Origin of the sequence: Thiohalocapsa marina, assembly GCF_008632335.1 — a bacterium.
Classification (GTDB): Bacteria; Pseudomonadota; Gammaproteobacteria; order Chromatiales; family Chromatiaceae; genus Thiohalocapsa; species Thiohalocapsa marina.
Window position 1 is genome coordinate 91307 of sequence record NZ_VWXX01000006.1, and the last position, 20096, is coordinate 111402.

Annotated in this window: 17 protein-coding genes; 7 read left to right on the top strand and 10 right to left on the bottom strand. The window is 67.9% G+C overall.

Annotation, left to right across the window (positions count from 1 at the left end; translation table 11 throughout):
- Position 1 precedes the first annotated feature (1 nt).
- Genes F2Q65_RS06590 through F2Q65_RS06610 form a run of 5 tightly spaced genes read left to right on the top strand, consistent with a single transcriptional unit; the run spans position 2 to position 5607 of the window.
- Positions 2 to 1543, top strand: a complete 1542-nt coding sequence (locus tag F2Q65_RS06590; protein WP_211353971.1) for a cytochrome c family protein — start codon at positions 2 to 4, stop codon at positions 1541 to 1543.
- Positions 1540 to 2763, top strand: coding sequence for a hypothetical protein (locus tag F2Q65_RS06595; protein WP_150091652.1), 1224 nt, complete (start codon positions 1540 to 1542; stop codon positions 2761 to 2763). The genes F2Q65_RS06590 and F2Q65_RS06595 overlap by 4 nt, the downstream gene beginning before the upstream one ends.
- Before the next feature lie 2 nt (positions 2764 to 2765).
- Positions 2766 to 3485, top strand: coding sequence for a hypothetical protein (locus tag F2Q65_RS19625; RefSeq protein WP_211353972.1), 720 nt, complete (start codon positions 2766 to 2768; stop codon positions 3483 to 3485).
- Positions 3482 to 4843 carry an NAD(P)/FAD-dependent oxidoreductase gene (locus F2Q65_RS06605; protein ID WP_150091654.1) on the top strand — a complete coding sequence of 454 codons (1362 nt, stop codon included), beginning with the start codon at positions 3482 to 3484 and terminating at the stop codon, positions 4841 to 4843. The genes F2Q65_RS19625 and F2Q65_RS06605 overlap by 4 nt, the downstream gene beginning before the upstream one ends.
- A gap of 14 nt (positions 4844 to 4857) precedes the next feature.
- Entirely contained in the window at positions 4858 to 5607 is a 750-nt protein-coding gene (locus F2Q65_RS06610; RefSeq protein ID WP_150091656.1) for a c-type cytochrome, read from the top strand.
- A 14-nt stretch (positions 5608 to 5621) separates the two neighbouring features.
- Here F2Q65_RS06610 and ptsP read toward each other — a convergent pair whose 3' ends face one another.
- The 10 genes from ptsP to F2Q65_RS06660 form a co-directional block, all read right to left on the bottom strand.
- Positions 5622 to 7367 (bottom strand): phosphoenolpyruvate--protein phosphotransferase, encoded by a 1746-nt coding sequence (gene ptsP, locus F2Q65_RS06615; RefSeq protein WP_150091658.1) that lies wholly within the window; start codon positions 7365 to 7367, stop codon positions 5622 to 5624.
- Positions 7364 to 7633 carry an HPr family phosphocarrier protein gene (locus tag F2Q65_RS06620; protein WP_150091660.1) on the bottom strand — a complete coding sequence of 90 codons (270 nt, stop codon included), beginning with the start codon at positions 7631 to 7633 and terminating at the stop codon, positions 7364 to 7366. Before F2Q65_RS06620 ends, ptsP begins: the two co-directional genes overlap by 4 nt.
- 55 nt (positions 7634 to 7688) lie before the next feature.
- Positions 7689 to 8555: an RNase adapter RapZ gene (rapZ, locus tag F2Q65_RS06625; RefSeq protein WP_150091662.1), complete on the bottom strand. Its 867-nt coding sequence runs from the start codon at positions 8553 to 8555 to the stop codon at positions 7689 to 7691.
- A 62-nt stretch (positions 8556 to 8617) separates the two neighbouring features.
- Entirely contained in the window at positions 8618 to 9064 is a 447-nt protein-coding gene (gene ptsN / locus F2Q65_RS06630) for a PTS IIA-like nitrogen regulatory protein PtsN (protein ID WP_150091664.1), read from the bottom strand.
- 274 nt (positions 9065 to 9338) lie between these two features.
- On the bottom strand, positions 9339 to 9728 hold the full coding sequence (gene hpf / locus F2Q65_RS06635) for a ribosome hibernation-promoting factor, HPF/YfiA family (protein WP_150091666.1): 390 nt from the start codon (positions 9726 to 9728) through the stop codon (positions 9339 to 9341).
- A gap of 53 nt (positions 9729 to 9781) precedes the next feature.
- On the bottom strand, positions 9782 to 11275 hold the full coding sequence (locus tag F2Q65_RS06640) for an RNA polymerase factor sigma-54 (protein ID WP_150091668.1): 1494 nt from the start codon (positions 11273 to 11275) through the stop codon (positions 9782 to 9784).
- A 112-nt stretch (positions 11276 to 11387) separates the two neighbouring features.
- Positions 11388 to 12116 carry an LPS export ABC transporter ATP-binding protein gene (gene lptB / locus F2Q65_RS06645; RefSeq protein ID WP_150091670.1) on the bottom strand — a complete coding sequence of 243 codons (729 nt, stop codon included), beginning with the start codon at positions 12114 to 12116 and terminating at the stop codon, positions 11388 to 11390.
- Positions 12113 to 12655 carry a lipopolysaccharide transport periplasmic protein LptA gene (gene lptA, locus F2Q65_RS06650; protein ID WP_246156026.1) on the bottom strand — a complete coding sequence of 181 codons (543 nt, stop codon included), beginning with the start codon at positions 12653 to 12655 and terminating at the stop codon, positions 12113 to 12115. Before lptA ends, lptB begins: the two co-directional genes overlap by 4 nt.
- A 24-nt stretch (positions 12656 to 12679) precedes the next feature.
- Positions 12680 to 13309: an LPS export ABC transporter periplasmic protein LptC gene (gene lptC / locus F2Q65_RS06655; protein ID WP_150091672.1), complete on the bottom strand. Its 630-nt coding sequence runs from the start codon at positions 13307 to 13309 to the stop codon at positions 12680 to 12682.
- A gap of 10 nt (positions 13310 to 13319) precedes the next feature.
- Complete coding sequence (locus F2Q65_RS06660) at positions 13320 to 13841, bottom strand: KdsC family phosphatase (protein WP_150091674.1); 522 nt, start codon at positions 13839 to 13841, stop codon at positions 13320 to 13322.
- Between the two features lie 229 nt (positions 13842 to 14070).
- Between F2Q65_RS06660 and F2Q65_RS06665 the strand changes: the two genes are divergently transcribed.
- On the top strand, positions 14071 to 14634 hold the full coding sequence (locus F2Q65_RS06665; RefSeq protein WP_150091676.1) for a hypothetical protein: 564 nt from the start codon (positions 14071 to 14073) through the stop codon (positions 14632 to 14634).
- A 36-nt stretch (positions 14635 to 14670) separates the two neighbouring features.
- On the top strand, positions 14671 to 19977 hold the full coding sequence (locus F2Q65_RS06670; RefSeq protein ID WP_150091678.1) for a response regulator: 5307 nt from the start codon (positions 14671 to 14673) through the stop codon (positions 19975 to 19977).
- Positions 19978 to 20096: the final 119 nt, after the last annotated feature.

The following is a 20096-nucleotide window of genomic DNA, read 5'->3' on the forward strand; positions in this document are numbered from 1 at the left end:
GATGGAATTCATAGGTCTCTATCCCACCTGGTTCGAGCCGGGCGTGGGCAGTGGCTGGATCATCGGCATCATTGCCACGGTCCATGTCCTGTTCTCCCACACCGCCGTTGGCGCGGCCATCTTCTTCGCCTTCCTGGCCAGCTACGCCCACCGCAACGACCGACCGGACCTGCTGGAATTCATCCGCCGGTACGGCCTCTTCCTGCTGGTCTTCAGCTATGTGCTCGGTTCCATCACCGGCCCCGGCATCTGGTACTCCACCACGGTGGGTAGCCCGCGCGGCATCTCGGCGCTGATCCACAACTTTGTATGGATGTGGGCCACCGAGTGGGTCTTCTTCGTCATCGAGGTCATCGGCGTCTACATGCTGGTCTATCTGGCCAGCCGGGTGGATCGCCAGACGCATCTGCGGCTGTCCATCATCTTCGGCCTGACTTCCTACACCACCATGCTGGTCATTGTCGGCATCCTGTCGTTCATGATGTGGCCGGGCAAGGCCGACTGGTTCACCGACACCGGCGTGCTCAACGGCTTCTTCGGCGCCAACACCTTCGCCCAGCTGGCCATGCGCACGGCCTTCATGTTCACCATGACCGCCGTGGTCGGGGGCATTGTCGCCGCCGGATTCAAGGACGCCCAGTTCAAGCGCGATGTGGCCCGCAAGCTGGCCTGGCTGGGCATCGGCTCCGCCATCCTCGGCGTGCTGTTCTTCCGCTGGTATATGGCGACCTTGCCGGAGACGGCGACGTTGATCATGAGCAACCGGATGCCGGAGTGGTTCCCCATCGGCGTCATCGGCATGCTGGTGGCCGTGGCCGCCTACTTCATCATGACGCTGCTGCAGCCGCGCGCGCTGGTGGCAACGGGCGCGGTGGCCATGACCCTGGTGGTGCTGGTGTTCGGCCTGTGGCCCGGCGAGGTCACCCGCGAGTCCATCCGCAAGCCCTGGGTGGCCGGCCAGTATGTCTACTCCAATCAGGTCATCGGGCGCGACGTGCCGGGCCGCGGCATCGAGTCCGAGATCCCGCTGCTGGAGGAGCACGGCTTCCTGCGCACCATGGTGTTCCTGCCGGAGCACCTGCGTGAGGTGACCCCGGACAATGCGGTGGAGGCGGGCCATGCGTTGGCGCTGGCCGCGTGCTCCAACTGCCATTCCCTGACGCCCACCGGCATGCGGCCGCTGCAGGACTATTTCACCGCCGACAGCGACATCGACGCCATCGTCGACTATCTGCATGCCGGCCTGGCCTCCGGCAACACGCTGTACATGCCGCAGATCCCCTTCACCGATGACGAGGCCTTCGCGCTGGCGAGCTTCATCAGCACCCTGACCCTGCCGGTAACCGACACCGGCGCGACGGTGGATGCGACCGAGCCGATGGCGCCGACGGCTCTGGTGCGTAGCGGTGTCGAGGCCAATGCCGGTGCCGACTCCGCTGCCGGCAGCGATACGGCCGGTGAAGCCCCATCCGTCGAGACCTCGGGGCAGCCCCTGGCCGCTCTGGTCTCCAGTCCAGTCGCCCCGCGGGAGATGAACCCATGAGCCCGGAAATCCTCTATGCCTTGCGCGACCCTGCTGGGGTCCCCACCCAACCCTGGCTGTTCCTGATCCTCGGCGCCCTGACCCTGGCGCTGCATCTGGCGGCGGTCCAGGTCATGCTGGGCACCGGTGCCCTGACCCTGCGCGGTGCCTACAGCCAGAGCAGCCACTGGCGCCGGCTGGCAGCGCACATGCTGACCACCTCTAAGATCGCCGTCTCTGTGGCCATCGTCATCGGCGTGGCGCCACTGCTGTTCGTGCAGGTGGTCTATGACCCCTTCTGGTACACGTCGAACGTGCTCTCGGGCTGGTGGGTGATCGGCTTCATCCTGATCCTCATCGTCGGCTACATCGCGCTTTACGCCTTCTACTGGAAGAATCACCACCTGGCGTCCGAGGGCGGGCGTTCCGGGCACTGGATGGTGCTCTCGCTGGCCCTGCTGTTGCTGGTGGGCTACATCGTGCATGCGCTCACCAACCAGATGCTGTTTCCCGAGCAATGGATGGCCTGGTATGCGCCGGACGGCAACATCGAGCCCACCGGGCGGCAGCTGCATTACTCCCACCCGCTGCGGTTCGCCTTCTTCATCGCGCTGTCGCTGCCGGTGACCGGGGCCTGGCTGCTGGGCTATCGTCGTTATCAGCAGGCCCGGCCGGATGCCGACGCGGACTACATCGCCTGGCTCAAGCCGCTGGCCATGCGCCTGCTGACCCTGGGCGGCGTTGTTTCCGTGATCCTGGGCGTGCTCTGGATGCTGACCCTGCCGGAGAAGATGGCCTGGTTCGCGCTGTCGCCCTGGTCCGTGCTGGCGCTGGCCGCGCTGCTGGTCACGGTCGCCTTCCCGCTGCTGCTCGGCGCGCGCATCGACCGCGGCTACTGGGGCTACGCCACCTTCGGCGTCGGCGCGGTGGCCCTGATCGTGGTCTGCGCGGTGCGCGAGGTGCTGCGCTACGTCACCCTGGTGGGCAGCCATGGCTACGACGCCCTGGACTACACCGTGCACATGGACTGGTACAGCCTGCTGCTGTTCCTGCTGACCTTCGCCGTGCTCGGCGGCGTGACCCTGGTGTACATGCTCACGGTGGCCTGGCAGGCGGGTCAGACCACGGGCCGCTACAGCCCGAGCCCGGCACTGTCGTGGATGGGCAACCTGTCCATCGGCCTGCTGGGACTCTGGATCCTGGCCTACTTCGCCATCGGTTTCTACGTCTGGGCGAGCTGACGATGAGGAACATCATCAAGCAAGTATCGACAACCCTGGGGCTGTGCCTGGCCGCGCTGGCCGGCACGGCCCAGGCAGCTGACGAGGCCTTGCCCAGCGCACCGAGCGGCGCGGACATGGCCAACACCTGCGCGGCCTGTCACGGCACCAACGGCGCGCTGGGGGACGAGTACTTCGTGCCCCTGGCGGGCATGCCGCTGGAGCAGTTCGTGAGCAGCATGCTGGAGTTCCGCAACGGTGCACGTCCGGCCACCCTGATGGGCTTCGTGGCCAGCGGCTTCTCGGATGACGAGATCCGCGCCATGGGCGCGTTCTACGCCGCCATGCCCCTGTCGGTATCGGAACCGGCATCGGAATTGGCGTCGGCATCGGAGCCGGTCTCGGCTTCGGCATCGGAACCGGAACCTGCACCGACCGCGCAGCCGGCGCCGGTCGCGGCGCTGCCAACGGACCCCTCGGGCGCGGACATGGCCAACACCTGCGCGGCCTGTCACGGCACCAACGGCGTGCTGGGGGACGAGTACTTCGTGCCCCTGGCGGGCATGCCGCTGGAGCAGTTCGTGAGCAGCATGCTGGAGTTCCGCAACGGTGCGCGTCCGGCCACCCTGATGGGCTTCGTGGCCAGCGGCTTCTCGGACGCCGAGATCCGCGCCATGGGTGAATTCTTCGCGGCCATCCAGCCGTCGGTGCCGCCCCGGGTGGCGCTAGGAGTGAAACAATGAATCTGACCAATCCTGAACGTCGCCGCTTTCTCGCGGCCTCCCTCGGCCTGGCCTCGCTGGCCGCGCTGCCGGCCTGGGCGCGGCCCAGCGCCAGCGTCGGCAGCGCGCATATCGTCGTTGTCGGCGGCGGCGTCGGCGGCTGCACCGCGGCCAAGTACCTGAAACTTTTCGACCCCGGGCTGCGCGTCACCGTGGTGGAGCGCAATCCGGTCTATCTGCGGCCCTACGGCTCCAGCGAGGTGCTGAACGAGCACGTCACCATGCAGGACCTGGAGGTCAGCTACGACACGCTGAAGAACAACTACGGCGTCGAGTTCGTCATCGACAACGTGGTCGGCTTCGATCCGCAGGCGCGGGTCCTGCGCACCGCCGGCGGCCAGTCCATCGGCTACGACCGCCTGATCGTGTCGCCGGGCATCCAGCTGATGTATGACAGTTACGAGGGCCTGAACGCCGCCGTGGCCCACCAGAGCCTGCCGGCGGCCTGGATCCCCGGTCCGCAGACAGCGCTGCTGGCCCGCCAGCTGCGGGGTATGCGCGACGGCGGCACCTTCGTCATCGGCGCGCCGCCGAATCCCTACCGCTGCCCGCCCGGGCCCTACGAGCGGGCGGCGCTGATGGTGGAGTGGTTCGGCCGGCACAACCCCAGGGCCAAGGTCATCCTGCTGGATCCCAAGGACAAGTTCGTCACCGACGAGACCATGCTGCTGGGCTGGAACCGGCTGTACAAGTTCAACATCCCGGCGGATTACCGCGAGCGGCTGGAGTCGAAGGTGGAGGTGCTCGAGCACAGCCGGCCCAGCATGCTGAGCTGGGTGCGCGGCCAGGATGGCGGCCGCATCCTCGGTGTGGACGTTGCCGGCAATCGGGTGGAGACCGAGGCCGGCATGGTCGAGGCGGACGTGATCAACATCATCCCGCCGATGAAGGCCGGCATGATCGCCATGGACCTGGGGCTGGCGGATGAGAGCGGCTGGTGCCCGGTGGGTCGGCGTGACTTCGCCTCCACGCTGCAGCCGGACGTGCATGTCATCGGCGACGCCTGCATCGCCGACGCCATGCCCAAGTCCGGCTTTGCCGCCAACACCCAGGCCAAGACCGTGGCCCGCGCCATTGTCGAGGAGCTGGCCGGTCGTCCGAGTCCGGAGCCGATCTGGGAGAACACCTGCTATGCCTTGGCGGGGACTGACTACGGCTTGTTCGTCGCCGATGTCTTCCGGCTGATCGACGGCCGGATCACGCGGGTCAATCAGGCCGGCCGTTACCTGCCGCTGGATGCATCGCCGATGCAGATCCGCCTGGCGGCGCGCTACCAGCAGAGCTGGCTGCGCACCTTTACCGAGGACTGCTTCGCGTGACCGGAGACCCGATGATGATCAAGCCCACTGTGAAAACCAGCCTCTGCGCCGCCCTGCTCCTGGCGGGCCTGGGCAGCGGTACCTCGACCCTGGCCGCCGGCCATGGCGGGATCGGTGAGCCGGCGCCGGAAAACTGGACCGCGGCCACCCTGCGCGAGACCCTGGCGGCCATGCCGGCGGGCGATGCCGAGCGCGGCAAGGAACTCAACCAAAGTCTGTTCTGCGCCTCCTGCCATGGCAACGCGGGCGTGTCACCGTCGATGAACTGGCCGCACCTGGCCGGCCAGAAGGCGGACTACACCGTGAAGATGATGCTGGATTACCAGTCGGGGCTGCGCCTGGAGGGCCTGCGCGGGCGACTGATGCACCATGTGGCGGTGCTGGTCTCGGAGCAGGAGATCACCGATCTGGCGGCCTTCTACGCCACCCTGCCGGCCCCGGAGGACGCCGTCACGCCACGCCCGGAGGTGGCGCTGGCCGCCAGCGACCTGCCGGCGGAGGTGCTGGTGCGCAAGGGTGATCCCAGGCGCCTGATCACGCCCTGCGCCAGTTGCCACGGCGACTCCGGTCAGGGCGGCCGGCGCGAGGCCCCGGAACTGGCTGGTCAAAACCCGCTGTACTTCGTGCGTACCATGCACCACTACCACGACGGGGTCCGGGCCAATGACGGCAAAAAGACCATGCGCGCCTTCGCCTACCGGCTGACGCCCACCGAGATCGACGACCTCGCGGCCTACTACGCCGATCTGCCGCTGAGCAACTGAGCGGCTAACAGCGGTTACCCTGCCAGCGACTCGAGCGCATCCGCCAGCGCGGGTGGCTCGAGTTCGTCCAGGCGGTCCATCAGGGCATCGACGCTGGGTGTCAGCGCGGCGATGTCGCAACTACGCACCCGTTCCTTCACGGCCAGCAAGGCGCCAGGCTGCATGCTGAGTTCACGCAGCCCCAGCCCCAGCAGCAAGGGCGTGCAGTCGGGGTCACCGGCCATCTCGCCGCACATGCCGACCTGGGTGCGGGCGCGTGCGCCGGCCTCGGCGGTGTACCTGATCAGACGCAGCACCGCCGGGTGCAACGGCTCGTAGAGATGGCCGACGGCATCGTCACCCCGGTCGATCGCCAGGGTGTACTGGATCAGGTCGTTGGTGCCGATGGACAGGAAGTCCAGCCGGCGGGCCAGGGCGCCAGCGATGAGCGCCGCGGCCGGCACCTCGATCATGCCGCCCACCGGCATCAGCGGGTCGAAGGCCAGTCCGTCGCGACGCAGTGCCCGCCGCGTCTCGGCGATCAGCTGCAGCACCTTGTCCACCTCGGTCAGGCTGGTGATCATCGGCAGCATGAGCCGCACGGGCCCGTCTGCCGAGGCCCGCAGAATGGCCCGCAACTGGGGCACGAACAGGGACGGCTCCTGCAGGCAGAGCCGGATCGCGCGCAGTCCCAGGGCCGGATTGGCGTGCCTGGGCAGGGCGTCTCCCAGGCAAGGCAGCGGCTTGTCGGCGCCGAGGTCCAGGGTACGGATGGTCAGCGGGATGCCATCGAGGCCGCGCACCAGTTCCAGGTAGGCCGCCAGGTGCGCTTCCTCGTCCGGCGGCTGGTCGCGGTTCATGTACAGAAACTCGGTGCGGAACAGGCCGACGCCGACCGCGCCCTGCCGCCGGCTGGCGGTCACATCGCCGGGCAGTTCCAGGTTGGCCAGCAGGATCACCGGGACGCCGTCGCGGGTCACCGACGGCTTGTCGGCCAGTTGCTGCAACGCGTGCCGGCGGGCATCGGCGACGGCCAGCCGTCGGGCATAGTGCGCGCGGATGGCGTCGTCCGCGCCGGTCAGCACGCTGCCGAGTTCGGCGTTGAGCAGCAGCTCCTCGCCATGGCGCAGGTAGCGGGTGGCGTTGCGCAGCCCGAGCACCGCGGGGATGCCCAGGCTGCGCGCCAGGATGGCGGTGTGCGACATGACGCCGCCGTGCTCGGTGACGAAGGCGGCAACGCCGCGCCGACCCAGCAGGATCAGGTCCGCCGGGCCCAGGTCCTCGGCCACCAGGATGCGGCCCGACAGATCCGCGCTTGCCAGTCCCTCCGCCGGCGGCCGGCCAGCCAGGAACACCTGCAACTGGCGCACCACGTGGTCGATGTCGTCGCGCCGGGCGCGCAGGTAGACATCGTCCATGCGCTCGAACACCTCGACCAGCGCATCGCGCTGCAACTGCAGCGCCCAGGCGGCGTTGATCTTCTGCTCGCGGATCAGTGCACGCACCGACTCGATCAGCGCCGAATCCGTGAGCATCAGCAGATGCGCATCGATGACCTCGGCGATGTGCAACGGCGTAGCGTCCGGGATCTGCGCCCGCACCTGCTCCAGGTGCCGGCGGGTGCGGCCCAGGGCCTGGTCGAGACGGCCCAGCTCGGCGTCGATCTGGTCCCGGGCGATGGTCTCCGCGGCCAGCACCGGATCGCACGCCAGCACGTAGGCGGCGCCGATGGCGATGGGGTGGTCACCGCCGATGCCGATGCCGTGGAAGGCGGTGGTCACTCCCCCTCTCCGAAGCGGTCCGCCACCAGCGCCTCCAGCGCTTGCATGGCATCGGCTTCGTCATCGCCCTCGATCTCCACCAGGATGCGGGTGCCGCAGGCCGCCGCCAGCATCATCAGGCCCATGATGCTCTTGCCGTTCACCCGGCGGCCCGCACGCTCAACCTGGACCACGCTGCCGAAGCCGGTGGCACAGGTGACGAACTTGGCCGCGGCGCGCGCATGCAGGCCCAGGCGGTTGATGATCTCGAGTTCTTTGCGAATCATGGGGCAAGTATAGCCAAGGCCGGCAAATGTTCCGCGGCGGCGCAGGTCGGTGAGGTCAGGCCAGTTCGCGATGGCGCACGAGCACCCGATGGCCGCCTTCGGCCAGATGTTGCCTCAGGGACTCCACCATGTAGACGGAGCGATGCTGTCCCCCGGTGCAGCCGATGGCGATGGTCAGGTAGCTGCGGCCGTCGGTCTCGAAGCGGGGGATCCAGCGGTCGAGGAAGCCGCTCAGGTCGGCGCGCATCTGCGCGGTCTCGGCGGACTTGTCGAGAAAGGCGATGACCGGCTCGTCCCGCCCGGTCAGCGGGCGCAGCGCGGCCTGCCAATGGGGGTTGGGCAGACAACGCACGTCGAAGACGAAGTCCACGCCCTCGGGCACGCCGTGCTTGAAGCCGAACGACTGCAGCAGCACCGAGGCGCGTGCGCTGCGGGCGTTGCTGAGCCGCTCGCGTACCAGGTCGCGCAGCTCGTGCACGTTGGTGTGGGTGGTGTCGATGCGTGATTCCGCCACGTCGCGCAGGGGCGCGAGCAGGTCGCGCTCGTCGCGGATGGCCTCCTCCAGCGAGCGGTCGTCGCGCGTGAGCGGATGCTTGCGGCGGGTCTCGCTGAAACGCTGCATCAGGGTTTCGCCATCGGCGGTCAGGAACAGCACCCGGCAGCGGATGTCGTGCTGTTGCAGCTCTGCCATCAGCCCCGGCAGATCCGCCAGGTGTTCGGGCTGCGTGCGGGCGTCGATGCCCACCGCGGTGCCGATGGAGTCTCCGGGCGGGCCACCGCTGCTGCGCTTCAGGCCCAGGGCCAGTTCCCGCAGCAGGAACAGGGGCAGGTTGTCGATGCAGTAGTAGCCGATGTCTTCGAGGGTGTGCAGCGCCACGCTCTTGCCGGCGCCGGACAGTCCGCTGACGATGATAAGGTCCATGGCAGGTGATCCGGGGCTTGGGGGCTTCGGCTGGAACCGGTCGGCACAGGGGCGGTCGCGCATCACTCCATCAGGATGCGCAGCACCTGGGTGTCGCTGGTACAGGCGCGCAGCTGCTCGCGCACCGCGGGCTGGTCAAAGCGCGCCGCGAGCCCGGACAGCAGTTGCAGATGTCGCTCGTCGGCGGCCTCGGGTACCAGCAGCGCGAATGCCAGGTCCACCGGGCGGTCGTCGATGGCATCGAACTCCACCGGCTGCTGCAGCTGGATGAACGCGCCCACCGGCGTCACCACCTCCCGCACGCGCGCATGGGGCAGGGCAACGCCGTGGCCGAGGCCGGTGCTGCCGAGGCGCTCGCGTTCCAGCAGTCGCTCGAACACCGTCTCCGGGGTCAGTTCCGGAATCGCCGCGGACAGCAGTTCGCCCAGCGACTCCAGCAGGCGTTTCTTGCTGATGATCTCGCTGCCGCAGCGGATCCGGGCCTCGGTAATCAGGTTGGGGGGAAACATCGACCAGGGCTCCCGAGTGAGTTGCGTCTTGATAACGATAGACCGGCGTGGGTCCGCTTGGCATGCGCCGGATATGGACAGTGCGCGCGGCGGCGCGTTCCGCAAAATTGAAATGCCGGAGTCGGGCGGGGCCGACTCCGGCACGGACAGGGCGGCGGCCATTGCCGGGCCAGCTGCTTCCTATTCTACAAAAAGGCCTTTGCTAACCGAGACATCGGTCTGCGCCGGTTGTGGCCAACAACCGACGGTCGCTGAGTACACAGGCGCCTCGAGCTCAGGACGGCTGCCCCTCGGCCAGTGCCCCGGCCGCAAGGGCGGCCTCTGCGTCGGCGCCTTCCGCCAGCTGTGCCTCGGCGGCGGCCTTCTGTCCGGCGCCGCGATGATTCTGTCGCTTCTCCTTGTACTTGATGACCTGGCGATCGAGCTTGTCGATCAGTCCATCGATGGCGGCGTACATGTCCTCATGCACCGCATCGGCAAATACCTTGGCGCCGTTGATGTGGATGGTCGCCTCTGCCTTCTGACGCAGCTTTTCCACGCTGAGGATGACATGCACGTTGATCACATGGTCGAAATGCCGGGCCAGGCGATCGAACTTGGTGTCGACGTAGCCCTTCAACGCCTCTGTGATATCGACATGATGGCCGGTCAGATTGATTTGCATAGTGTCACTCCAGTGTTTGCAGGCGTCTGGTGCTGCGCCGACAGGCCGTCGGCTCAGGCCAGACGCTTGCGCTCGTTCGAGGGTGGGATGCCCATTGCCTCGCGGTACTTGGCGACGGTGCGCCGCGCCACATTGATGCCCCGATCCGTGAGAATGCCGGCGATCTTGTTGTCGCTCAAGGGTTTGCTCGGCGTCTCTGCGGCAACCAGCTTGCGGATCAAGGCACGGATGGCGGTGGACGAACACTCGCCGCCGGATGCGGTGTTGACATGGCTGGAGAAGAAGTACTTGAACTCCAGGGTGCCGCGCGGGGTGTGCATGTACTTCTGTGTCGTTACCCGGGACACGGTGGACTCGTGCAGCTCCAGGGATTCGGCGACATCGCGCAACACCAGGGGTCGCATGGCCTCTTCGCCATGTTCGAAGAACTCGCGCTGCAGTTCGACGATCTTGCGCGCCACCCGCAGCACGGTGTCGTTGCGGCTGGCCAGACTCTTGATGAACCAGCGGGCCTCCTGCAGATGGGTCTTCAGGCAGGTGTTGTCCGGGGCGTCGTCGGCGCGGCGGATCAGGCTGGCGTAGCTGTCGTTGACTCGCAGCCGCGGCGTGATGTCCGGGTTCAGCTCCACCCGCCATTCACCGTTGTGCTTGCGCACCATCACGTCCGGAACGATGTACTCCGGCTGCATGTCCGAGATCAGCGAGCCGGGGCGTGGCTGCAGCGAGCGGATCAGCAGCAGCGCCTGCTTGAGCGTCTCCGGCGTCATGCGGCAGTGACGCCTGAGCTCGTCCAGATCGTTGCGCGCCAGGGTGGTGAAGTGCCGGTCGCAGATGGTGATGGCCTGATCGCGGAAGGGCTGCTCCGGCGGCAGCTGGCGCAACTGCAGCAGCAGGCATTCCTGCAGCGAGCGAGCGCCGACGCCGGCGGGCTCGAAGGTCTGGATGCGGTGCAGCACAGCGGCGACCTCGTCCACGTCCACCGTCGGATCGCCCAGGGCCTCGGGCACCTCTTCGATGTCGATCCGCAGGTAGCCGTCGTCGTCGATGGCGTCGATCAGCGCCTCGGCGATGACATGGTCGCGTAGCCCAAGGCGGGCGAGATTTAGCTGCCATTGCAGGTGGTCGTGCAGGCTGCGCGGGCGCGCCCGCTGGGCGAAGGGGTCGATGTCCGGGCTGGCCTCGCCGTTGCCCCCGGTGGCACCGGGATAGCGCTCCATGGCGCTGGACTCGGCGGCGCGGCCGTCGCCGGCGTCGGCATCGAAGGTGTCGCTCCAGCTGCTGTCCACCGGCAGCTCGTCGGGCATGTCGGTGCGCTCCGGCCGCAGGGTGTCGTCCACCGCCGCATCGTGGCTCGGCCGCCAGTCCTCGGCCGGCTCGCTGGTCGACGCCGTCTCCTCGGCCTGCTCCAGCATCAGGTTGGATTCCAGCGCCTCCTGGATCTCGCGTTGCAGGTCGAGTGTCGACATCTGCAGCAGCTTGATGGCCTGCTGCAGTTGCGGCGTCATCGTCAGCTGCTGACCGAGACGAAGGTTGAGGCTCTGTTTCATCGAAGGCGTGATGGTGAATACGGCGTCAAGCGTGGGGCCCCGCTGAAATTCTAGCCCATAACGGGCTCGGAGAAACCATCGCCGGCAATGTCGCGGTTGGCGCCGCGCAGCTTCACAGCCGGAAGTGCTCGCCCAGGTACACTGAGCGCACCCGGGTGTTCTGCAGCAGGTGTGATGGCGAGCCGTCGGCAATTACCCGGCCTTCACTGATGATATATGCGCGGTCGCAGATATCCAGGGTCTCGCGCACGTTGTGATCGGTGATCAGCACGCCGATGCCGCGTGCGCGCAGATGGCCGATGATGGCCTTGATCTCGCCGATGGCGATGGGGTCGACGCCGGCGAAGGGCTCGTCCAGCAGCATCACCCGGGGCTCCACCGCCAGCGCCCTGGCGATCTCCAGCCGGCGGCGTTCGCCGCCGGACAGGCTCAGCGCCAGCGAATCGGCCACATGGGCAATGCCGAGTTCGTCCAGCAGTTCGTCGCAGCGTTGCCGCTGCTCGGCGCGGCCGATGTCCCGGCGCATCTCCAGCACCGCCATCAGGTTGTCCCGCGCCTTCAGCTTGCGGAACACCGACGGCTCCTGCGCCAGATAGCTCAGGCCGCGACGGGCGCGGGCATGCATCGGCCGCAGCGTGATGTCCTCGCCGTTCAGGGCGATGCGGCCGGCGTCGGCGGCGACCAGGCCAACGATCATGTAGAAGCTGGTGGTCTTGCCGGCGCCGTTCGGGCCCAGCAGACCCACCACGTCACCGGCATCCACCCCCAGGGTCACCCCGTCGACGACCCGGCGCCGACGATAGGACTTGACCAGGCCCTCGGCGATCAGCATCGCGGTCATTCCTGGTCGGGCTCGATGCGGATGCGCACGCGCTCGCTGCCCTGGGCGCTGGTTCCGGCCACCACGCGGCCGGTGGTGCGGTTGTAGACGATGCGGTCGCTGGCGAAACGGTCGGCGCCTTGGGTCAGTTCCGCCTCGTCGATCAGGGTGATCTCGTCGCGATCGGTCTCGTATTCCATGCGCAGCGCGCGGCCGTGCACCTCGTCCGGGTCGTCGTCGAACAGCTGCCGGTAGCGGGCCGGCTGGCCGATGGCGATGATCTTCTGCGGCTTGCGATTGGGCTTGTGCTGCACCAGGGCCTCGTCGGCGTAGATGTGCATGCTGCCCTGGCGGACCTCGACATTGCCGATGTAGAGGCTGATGGACTGCTTCTCGTCGAGCTCGGCGGCATCCGCCTCGATGTACAGCGGCTGCTCGTCGTCCCCTTCCAGCGCCGCCAGCGGTGCGGCGCCGGTCAGGGCCGCCAGCAGCAGAGCGCCGGTCAGGCGCCTGGCGGCGGGCCGCGGTGGACGACGGAGCGTTGCGAGGATGTGCATCATGGGGGCGTTCATCTGGTCTGAATGTCAGGGTGGTACGGCGGCGTCCGCCGGCGTGGTGGCGGATTCGGCCACATGCATCAGCGCGCGGGCGCGACCGAACAACTGCGTGCGCATGGGCTCGGCAAACCACAGCCGCATGCCCTCGCTGGCGTCGATCCAGTCGCGTCCGCTTTCCAGCCGCACGGGCTGGTCGCTTTCGGCATAGTGGACATCCGGCAGGATGAGCAGCTCGCTGGTAGTCAGGGTGACGGCCTCGTTGCTGCCGAAGGCCGCTCGTTCGGCCCGCACGGCGCCCTGCAGCACCACCTCGTCGCCGTTGTCCAGCACCCGGCCGCGCTCCGAGCGGACGATCCAGGGCGGTGCGCCCTCTTCCAGCAGCACCAGCTGCGGCGTGTCCAGTTCGCTGCTGTCGGCCTCGGCATAATGCCGCAGCCGCGGGGTGGTCAGGCGCCGTTGCGGCCGGCCGAATTCATCCATGGTCACCGCGGTCAGCCCCTCGACCACATAGTCCGGCGTCGTCCCGGCCGTTGCCGTTGCGGTATCGGGCGCTGGTCCTGGTTGCCGATACCACCAGGCCGCCAGTCCTGCCGCTGCCAGCAGCAGGCCGACGAGCCATGGCCGTCGGCCGGATAGGGCATGGGTGGAGCCGTCCATGTCCGCCGCGTCAGAGGAAGGCCGACAATGCGCCGTCGAGCTTGCCCTGGGCGCGCAGGAGCAGCTCGCAGACCTCTCGCGCGGCACCGCGGCCGCCGGGGCTAGGCGTCTGCCAGTGGGCGTGCTCCAGCACCAGCGGATGCGCGTCCGCCACGGCCACGGCGAAGCCAACCCGGCGCATCACCGACAGGTCTACCACGTCGTCGCCGACATAGGCCATCTGCCGGTGTTCCAGCCCCAGCGACGTGCGCAGTTGATCGTAGGCGGGCAGTTTTTCCCGGCAGCCCTGGTACACCGACGTGATGCCCAGGCTCTCCATGCGGATGCGCACAACCTCCGAGCGGCGGGCCGTGATGATGGCGATGTGCGTGCCGCTCTCGCGCAGCATCACCATGCCCAGGCCGTCGCGGGAGTGGAAGGCCTTGTACTCCTGGCCGTCGTCGCCCAGGTACAGTGAGCCGTCGGTGAGCACGCCATCGACGTCGAAGACGATGGCTCGCACCGCGCTGGCAAGTTCCATCGGGTCCTGCATCGCTCCCCCTGGTAGTCGTTTGCTTATAGGAGATGCTGAGTGATTGGCCACCCCAATCTCAAGGCCAACAATCAGCATGCGCTTCGAAAACGCGGTTTCCGAATCGCGCGGGAAATGCGCATATAGATTCAGCATCGCCCTCACGCCCGTCACGTACTGAGGCGACTTGCGGCTACTGTAGCATCCGACGCGGTAAGATACCGCATCCTGGCCAGCATCCCACGCACCCATGACAATCACGATCGACGTGGCCCCCGCCGACGGCTGTTCGCTGGGCGCGCCGGAGACCTTCTTTCCGCCCGACCTGCCGGAGGACTGGCGGCTGACCTTCTATGCCAACGCCTTCAGCGCGGCCTACCTGCCGGCGGCGCGCTGGATGTCCGCGCCGGTGCAGACGCTGGCCGACTGGCGGACGGACGTGCATGCGAGGTTTCGCTTCTACCTGCAACGGCCGGCGCCGCTTGACGATCAGGCCTGGCTGCAGGCTGCCGCGGGCGCCGTTGCGGCCCTGGCCCCGGGGCCGGCGGCATTCGTCACCGACCCGGAGGACGACCACGGGCCCGGAGTCCTGTTGGATCCGGCATCCGTCGCCGGGCATCGGTACATCGGCGGCGTGCTGCGCAGCCCGCGGGCTCTCAACGACGATCCGCGCGGCGCCCGTCACTGGGTACAGCGGCAACTGGAGGCGAGGCCCGGCACGGACCGGTGGCTGATCCTGCTCGAGCGCCCCACCGCCACGCAGCTTCAGCGCTGGCGGGATCTGCTGGACCTCCTGGGTCATGGCTTCTGCTAGGCTTGTCCATAGCCATCTCAACGGAGATCAGCGCACATGCCAGCGAGGCGGCGCGCAACATTCGTACTCCCGGGTCTACTGCTGGCCCTTCTCCTGCTGATCGTACCTGGCCAGGACGCACGGGGTGAGGCAGCGGACCCCCGTGCGCAGGGGCCGCTGCACCCGGTCTCGGTACAGCTGATCTGGAAGCACCAGTTCGAGTTCGCCGGCTTCTATGCCGCCATCGATCAGGGGTTCTATCGCGCGCGCGGCCTGGAGGTGGAACTGCGCGAGTACCAGCCCGGCCTGGACGTACGTGACGAGGTGCTGTCCGGGCGGGCTACCTATGGCGTCACCAACGGCAGCGTCATCGGCTGGCGCCTGGCCGGCGAGCCGGTGGTGTTGCTGGCCAACTACTTCAAGAAGGCGGCCCTGCTGCTGCTTGCTCACCTGGACATTCGCACGGTTGATGACCTGCGCGGCAAGCGGTTGATGATTGCCGACAAGGACCTGCAAGGCCCGCTGATGCAGGCCGCCCTGCGCGAGACCGGTCTGGTACCCGGCGAGAGCCTGCAGATACACCAGCACAGCTTCGACACCGGACCGTTCGAGCTCGGCGAGGTCGATGCGATGGCCGCGTTCGCCAGCAACGAGCCGTACATCCTGCAGGAGCGAGCGGTCCCCTTCCAGCAGATCGAGCTGGATGCCTACCTGCCCGGTCTGGGCGATGTCTACCTGTTCACCGCCGAGTCCGAGGCGGCCGCCCATCCCGAGCGGACCCGCGCCTTCGTCGAGGCGACCAACGCCGGCTGGCGCTATGCGCTGGAGCATCCGGATGCGGTCATCGACCTGATCCTGGAGCGCTACTCGCAGCGCAAAAGCCGTGCTGCGCTGCGCTATGAGGCCGAGAAGACACGCCAGTTGATGCTGCCGCGCATGCAGCCGGTGGGCGCCCTGTCCACCACGCGAATCGAGCTGGTGGCGCGGACCCTGCTGAACAACGGCCATGAAGGGGACCTGAGCCGACTCGATGGCTTTGTGTTTGGACAGGCCGGCAGTGTGTCCGGTCTCGACCTTACCCCGGCGCAGCAGGCCTGGCGCGAACGCCACCCCCGGATCCGGCTGCAGGCCGACAACAACCTCGCCCCTTACACCTTCGCCGATGCGAATGGCCGGGTCGAAGGGATTGTCGCGGACATGGTGCGCGCCATGGCTGCGAGCGCGGGGCTGGAGATCGAGTTGATCCCGGTGCCGTTCAAGGCCATGGTCGAGGCCGACCCACCGCCCGATGTCTTCGGCTACGTCAACTTCGACACGGCCCTGTCGCGCAGCCCGGATGCCTTCCTGCGCATCGAAAGCCCACTGCGACCGATGCAGGCGCTGTTCACGCCCAGGCCGGAGGCCTTCACCGCCGACAACGTGGCCGGCATTCGCGGCAAACGGCTCCTGTTCTACGAGGGTATCGATCCGGAGGAGTTCGGCTTTCCGGCCAGCGGCAACGAATATGCCTTCGTGCGCGAGCCCGAAGTGGCCTTCCAGCGCCTGCTGGATGGCGAGTTTGACGGCTATTTCGACAATTTTGCCTATGTGAAATGGCATCAGCGCAAGCACTTCAGCGAGTTCCTGACGCCGCTTTACATCGAGACCCGCTTCCCGGATCCCCTGCTCGCGGTGTTCAAGGATCAGCCCGAGTTGTACGGCATCCTGCAGCAGGCCTATGCGGAGGTAGCGCCGCAGCTGCCTGCGCTGATGGAGCGCTGGCAGATCGAGCCGCCCGAGGGCGAGCGCCTCGCGCTGAGCGCTGCCCAGCGTGCCTGGATGGCGCTGCATCCGGTCATCCGCTACAGCGTCGATCCGGACTGGATGCCGGTGGAGGCCATGGACAAGGATGCCCTGCCCATCGGCATCACACCGGACTATCTTGCGCGCATCGGCCAACTGCTCGGCGTCCGCTTCGAGCCGGTTCGGGCCGACAGTTGGGATCAGGCGCTGGGCTGGCTGGATCGCGGCGACATCGACCTGATGCCGGCGGTGGCGCGCACGCCCGAGCGCCTGCAGCGGTTCCGCTTCACCGAGCCCTATCTGGACTTTCCGCTGGCCATCTTCGCCCGCGTGGATGCGCCGTTTATCGGTGATCTCGACGCCCTGGCCGGTCAGTCCGTGGCGGTGGTGGAGGGCTATGTGCTGGAGGAATGGCTGCGCCGGGATCATCCGCGGATCGAGCTGGTGCCCCAGCCGAGCCCGGGTGCGGCGCTGACGGCGGTGGCCGAGGGGCGCGCCTCCGCCTTCGTCGGCAATCTGGTCACCACCAGCCATGCCATCGCTGGGCTCGGGCTGGTGCAGGTGCGCATGGCCGGCACCACCGAGTACCGGTTCTCGCTCGGCATGGCGGTGCGCAACGACTGGCCGGAACTGGCCGCGATCCTCGACACGGCCCTGGCGGCCATCCCCGAGCACGAGCGCCGCCGGATCGAGAGCCGCTGGGTGCAGGCGCCACCGCCGCCGCAGATGGACTACCGCCTGGCCTGGCAGATCGCCGCCGCCGCGCTGCTGGTGCTGGCCATCGTCGCCGTCGCTTGGAGCCGTCGATCCGCGCGACTGCGCCGGGCCCTGCGCGAGAGCGAGAAACAGTTGCGTCTGATCACGGATAACATCGCCGAGTGTTTCTGGCTGCGCGACACGGCGCTCACCCGCTTCGACTATGTCAGCCCCGCCTACGAACAGATCTGGCAGCGCCCCGCGCGGCAGCTGAAACAGAATCCGGGCGCCTTCCTGGAGTCGATCCATCCGGATGACCTGCCGGCGCTGCGCGCAAAAATCCGGCATCGTGCCGAGGACCAGCCCTACGAGTTGGAGTATCGCATCCAGCGCCCGGACGGCGGCCTGCGCTGGATCCTGGATCGCGGCTTCCCGATTCGCGACCCGGATGGCGAGATCCGCCAGGTCGCCGGTCTGGCCGAGGATATCACCGAGCGCAAGCGCTCGGAGCTGGCCCTGCAGGCCGCCAAGACCGAGGCCGAGGCGGCCAATCGGTCGAAGTCGGAATTCCTGGCCAACATGAGCCACGAGATCCGAACGCCGATGAACGCCATCATCGGCATGACCCATCTCGCGCTGCAGACCGACCTCGACCCAAGGCAGCGCAGCTACATCGACAAGGTACGTCGCTCGGCGGACGCCTTGCTGCGCATCCTCAACGACATCCTGGACTTCTCCAAGATCGAGGCCGGCAAGCTGCAGATCGAGAAGACGCCGTTCCGGCTGGAGGACATCTTCGACAACCTGGCCGCGGTGATCGGCCTGCAGGCCGAGCAAAAGGGCCTGGAACTGCTGTTCGACCTGCCGCAGGAGGTGCCCGGGGCACTCGTCGGCGATCCGCTGCGACTGGGCCAGATCCTGATCAATCTGGGCAACAATGCGGCCAAGTTCACCGAGAGCGGCGAGATCGTCATCGGCGCCAGGGTGGCCGAGCAGACCGAGCGCGAGGTCGTGCTGCACTTTTTCGTCCGCGACACCGGGGTTGGTCTGAGCGCCGAGGAGCAGGGCCGGCTGTTCCAGGCCTTTACCCAGGCCGATACCTCCACCACGCGCAAGTTCGGCGGCACGGGGCTTGGCCTGATCATCTGCAAGCGCCTCACCGAGATGATGGGCGGCCGGATCTGGCTGGAGAGCGAGCGGGGCGTCGGCAGCTGCTTCCAGTTCAGGGTACGGCTGGAGAAGCAGCCCGCCGGGGCCGACGGGCAGCGGCAGCTTCTCGATGCCGGCGCACTCCAGGGGCTGCGGGTGCTGATGGTGGACGACAATGACACGGCACGGCAGATCCTGGCCGCCATGCTGATGCGCCTGGGCCTGCGCGTGGATCAGGCCGACAGCGGCCCGGCGGCGCTGGCATTGTTGCAGGCGGCGCGGGACGCGGATCCCTATCAGCTGGTGCTGCTGGACTGGCGCATGCCCGGTCAGGACGGTGTGGCCACCGCCCGCGCCATCGAGCAGGCTGCCACCCGGCAGCAGGCTGTCATCGAGCCGGGCGCCGCTGAACAAGGCGCCGGTCTCGGCAAGCCGCCGACCCTGGTCATGGTCACCGCCTATGGGCGCGAGGAGGCGATGGCCGCCGCCGAGGGGGTGGGCATCCGCGGCTTCCTGACCAAGCCGGTGACCCCTTCGGACCTGCTGGACGCCATCCTGGGCGCCCTGGGGCGGGCGGTGCCCGGCGCACCTCTCGCGGGCCGCGAGCAAGGTGCCGCCCGGGCGGATCTCGCCCGGCTGCGGGGGGCAAAGGTACTGCTGGTGGAAGACAACGAGATCAACCAGGAACTGGCGCTGGAACTGTTGCGCAGCAACGGCCTCTCGGTCGAGGTGGCCGGCAATGGTGCCGAGGCCCTGGAACTGCTGGACAAGGAATCCTTCGACGGCGTGCTGATGGATTGTCAAATGCCGGTGATGGACGGCTACGAGGCCACGCGCGCCCTGCGTCGGCAGGCCCGCTTCAGGCACCTGCCGATCCTGGCCATGACCGCCAACGCCATGGTCGGTGATCGCGAAAAGGTGCTCGAGGCCGGCATGAACGACCATATCGCCAAGCCGGTCAACGTCAACGAGCTGTTCCGCACCATGGCGCGCTGGATCAGGCCCGCGACATCGATCACGCCGCTGTCGGCATCGGCAGCGACACCCGTTTCGGCACCGGCATCAGGCGTCGTGCCAGCGCCGCCTGCGGCCGAAGCCGGTTTGTCCGGGCTCGACGGCATCGACACCGCTGCGGGCCTACGCCGGGTACAGGGCAACCGGGCGCTCTACGTCAAGCTGTTGCGCAAGACGGCGCAGACCCAGGCCGACACCGTGGAACAGTACGACAATGCCGTGGCCGCTGGCGACTGGACCTTGGCGCAGCGGCTGATCCACAGTCTCAAGGGTGTGGCCGGCACCCTCGGCGCCCGGGAACTGCAGGCGGCCAGTGCCCGGCTGGAGACCTCGGTCAAGGCCAGGCAGCCGGATGCTGCGGCCAGGACTCAGGTGCAGCAGGCCCTCGGACGGGTGCTGGCCGCCATCGCAGGCTTGCCCGGGGCGTCGCCGCAAGCCGCTGCCACGGCGGTCTCCGACGATGCGGAGCGGGCCGGCCTGGCTTCAGCCGAGCCGTCGATCGAAGCGTCGGTCGAGCGGTCGACCGAACTGCTGACCGAGCTGCGGGCGCTGATCGCAGCGTCGAGCTTTGCGGCTGTGGAGCGGCTCGAGGTAGCACGTGACGTCCTCATCGCCGCCGGGCTGGCGACGTCGGTGGAGCAGCTGCAGGCGGCGCTATACGAGTACGATTTCGATGCGGCCCAGGCCATCATCGACCGGGTCATGCGCCAGCGTGGCCCCTGACAGCCGACGCCTTCACGCCCCTACCGAAGCTCGGCCTGATTGACCGCCGGCGTGGGACCCGTCGAAAACGCCGGCGCACAGTTGCTGGCGGCTGGCCGACTTGACGCACGGCCGGCGGC

What these genes read in the sequence shown, in the direction of transcription:
- F2Q65_RS06590 (WP_211353971.1), top strand. Translation starts at nt 2, where the DNA reads ATGGAATTCATAGGTCTCTATCCCACCTGGTTCGAGCCGGGCGTGGGC.
- F2Q65_RS06595 (WP_150091652.1), top strand. Translation starts at nt 1,540, where the DNA reads ATGAGCCCGGAAATCCTCTATGCCTTGCGCGACCCTGCTGGGGTCCCC.
- F2Q65_RS19625 (WP_211353972.1), top strand. Translation starts at nt 2,766, where the DNA reads ATGAGGAACATCATCAAGCAAGTATCGACAACCCTGGGGCTGTGCCTG.
- F2Q65_RS06605 (WP_150091654.1), top strand. Translation starts at nt 3,482, where the DNA reads ATGAATCTGACCAATCCTGAACGTCGCCGCTTTCTCGCGGCCTCCCTC.
- F2Q65_RS06610 (WP_150091656.1), top strand. Translation starts at nt 4,858, where the DNA reads ATGATCAAGCCCACTGTGAAAACCAGCCTCTGCGCCGCCCTGCTCCTG.
- F2Q65_RS06620 (WP_150091660.1), bottom strand. Translation starts at nt 7,633, where the DNA reads ATGATTCGCAAAGAACTCGAGATCATCAACCGCCTGGGCCTGCATGCG.
- rapZ (WP_150091662.1), bottom strand. Translation starts at nt 8,555, where the DNA reads ATGGACCTTATCATCGTCAGCGGACTGTCCGGCGCCGGCAAGAGCGTG.
- ptsN (WP_150091664.1), bottom strand. Translation starts at nt 9,064, where the DNA reads ATGTTTCCCCCCAACCTGATTACCGAGGCCCGGATCCGCTGCGGCAGC.
- hpf (WP_150091666.1), bottom strand. Translation starts at nt 9,728, where the DNA reads ATGCAAATCAATCTGACCGGCCATCATGTCGATATCACAGAGGCGTTG.
- F2Q65_RS06640 (WP_150091668.1), bottom strand. Translation starts at nt 11,275, where the DNA reads ATGAAACAGAGCCTCAACCTTCGTCTCGGTCAGCAGCTGACGATGACG.
- lptB (WP_150091670.1), bottom strand. Translation starts at nt 12,116, where the DNA reads ATGACCGCGATGCTGATCGCCGAGGGCCTGGTCAAGTCCTATCGTCGG.
- lptA (WP_246156026.1), bottom strand. Translation starts at nt 12,655, where the DNA reads ATGATGCACATCCTCGCAACGCTCCGTCGTCCACCGCGGCCCGCCGCC.
- lptC (WP_150091672.1), bottom strand. Translation starts at nt 13,309, where the DNA reads ATGGACGGCTCCACCCATGCCCTATCCGGCCGACGGCCATGGCTCGTC.
- F2Q65_RS06660 (WP_150091674.1), bottom strand. Translation starts at nt 13,841, where the DNA reads ATGCAGGACCCGATGGAACTTGCCAGCGCGGTGCGAGCCATCGTCTTC.
- F2Q65_RS06665 (WP_150091676.1), top strand. Translation starts at nt 14,071, where the DNA reads ATGACAATCACGATCGACGTGGCCCCCGCCGACGGCTGTTCGCTGGGC.
- F2Q65_RS06670 (WP_150091678.1), top strand. Translation starts at nt 14,671, where the DNA reads ATGCCAGCGAGGCGGCGCGCAACATTCGTACTCCCGGGTCTACTGCTG.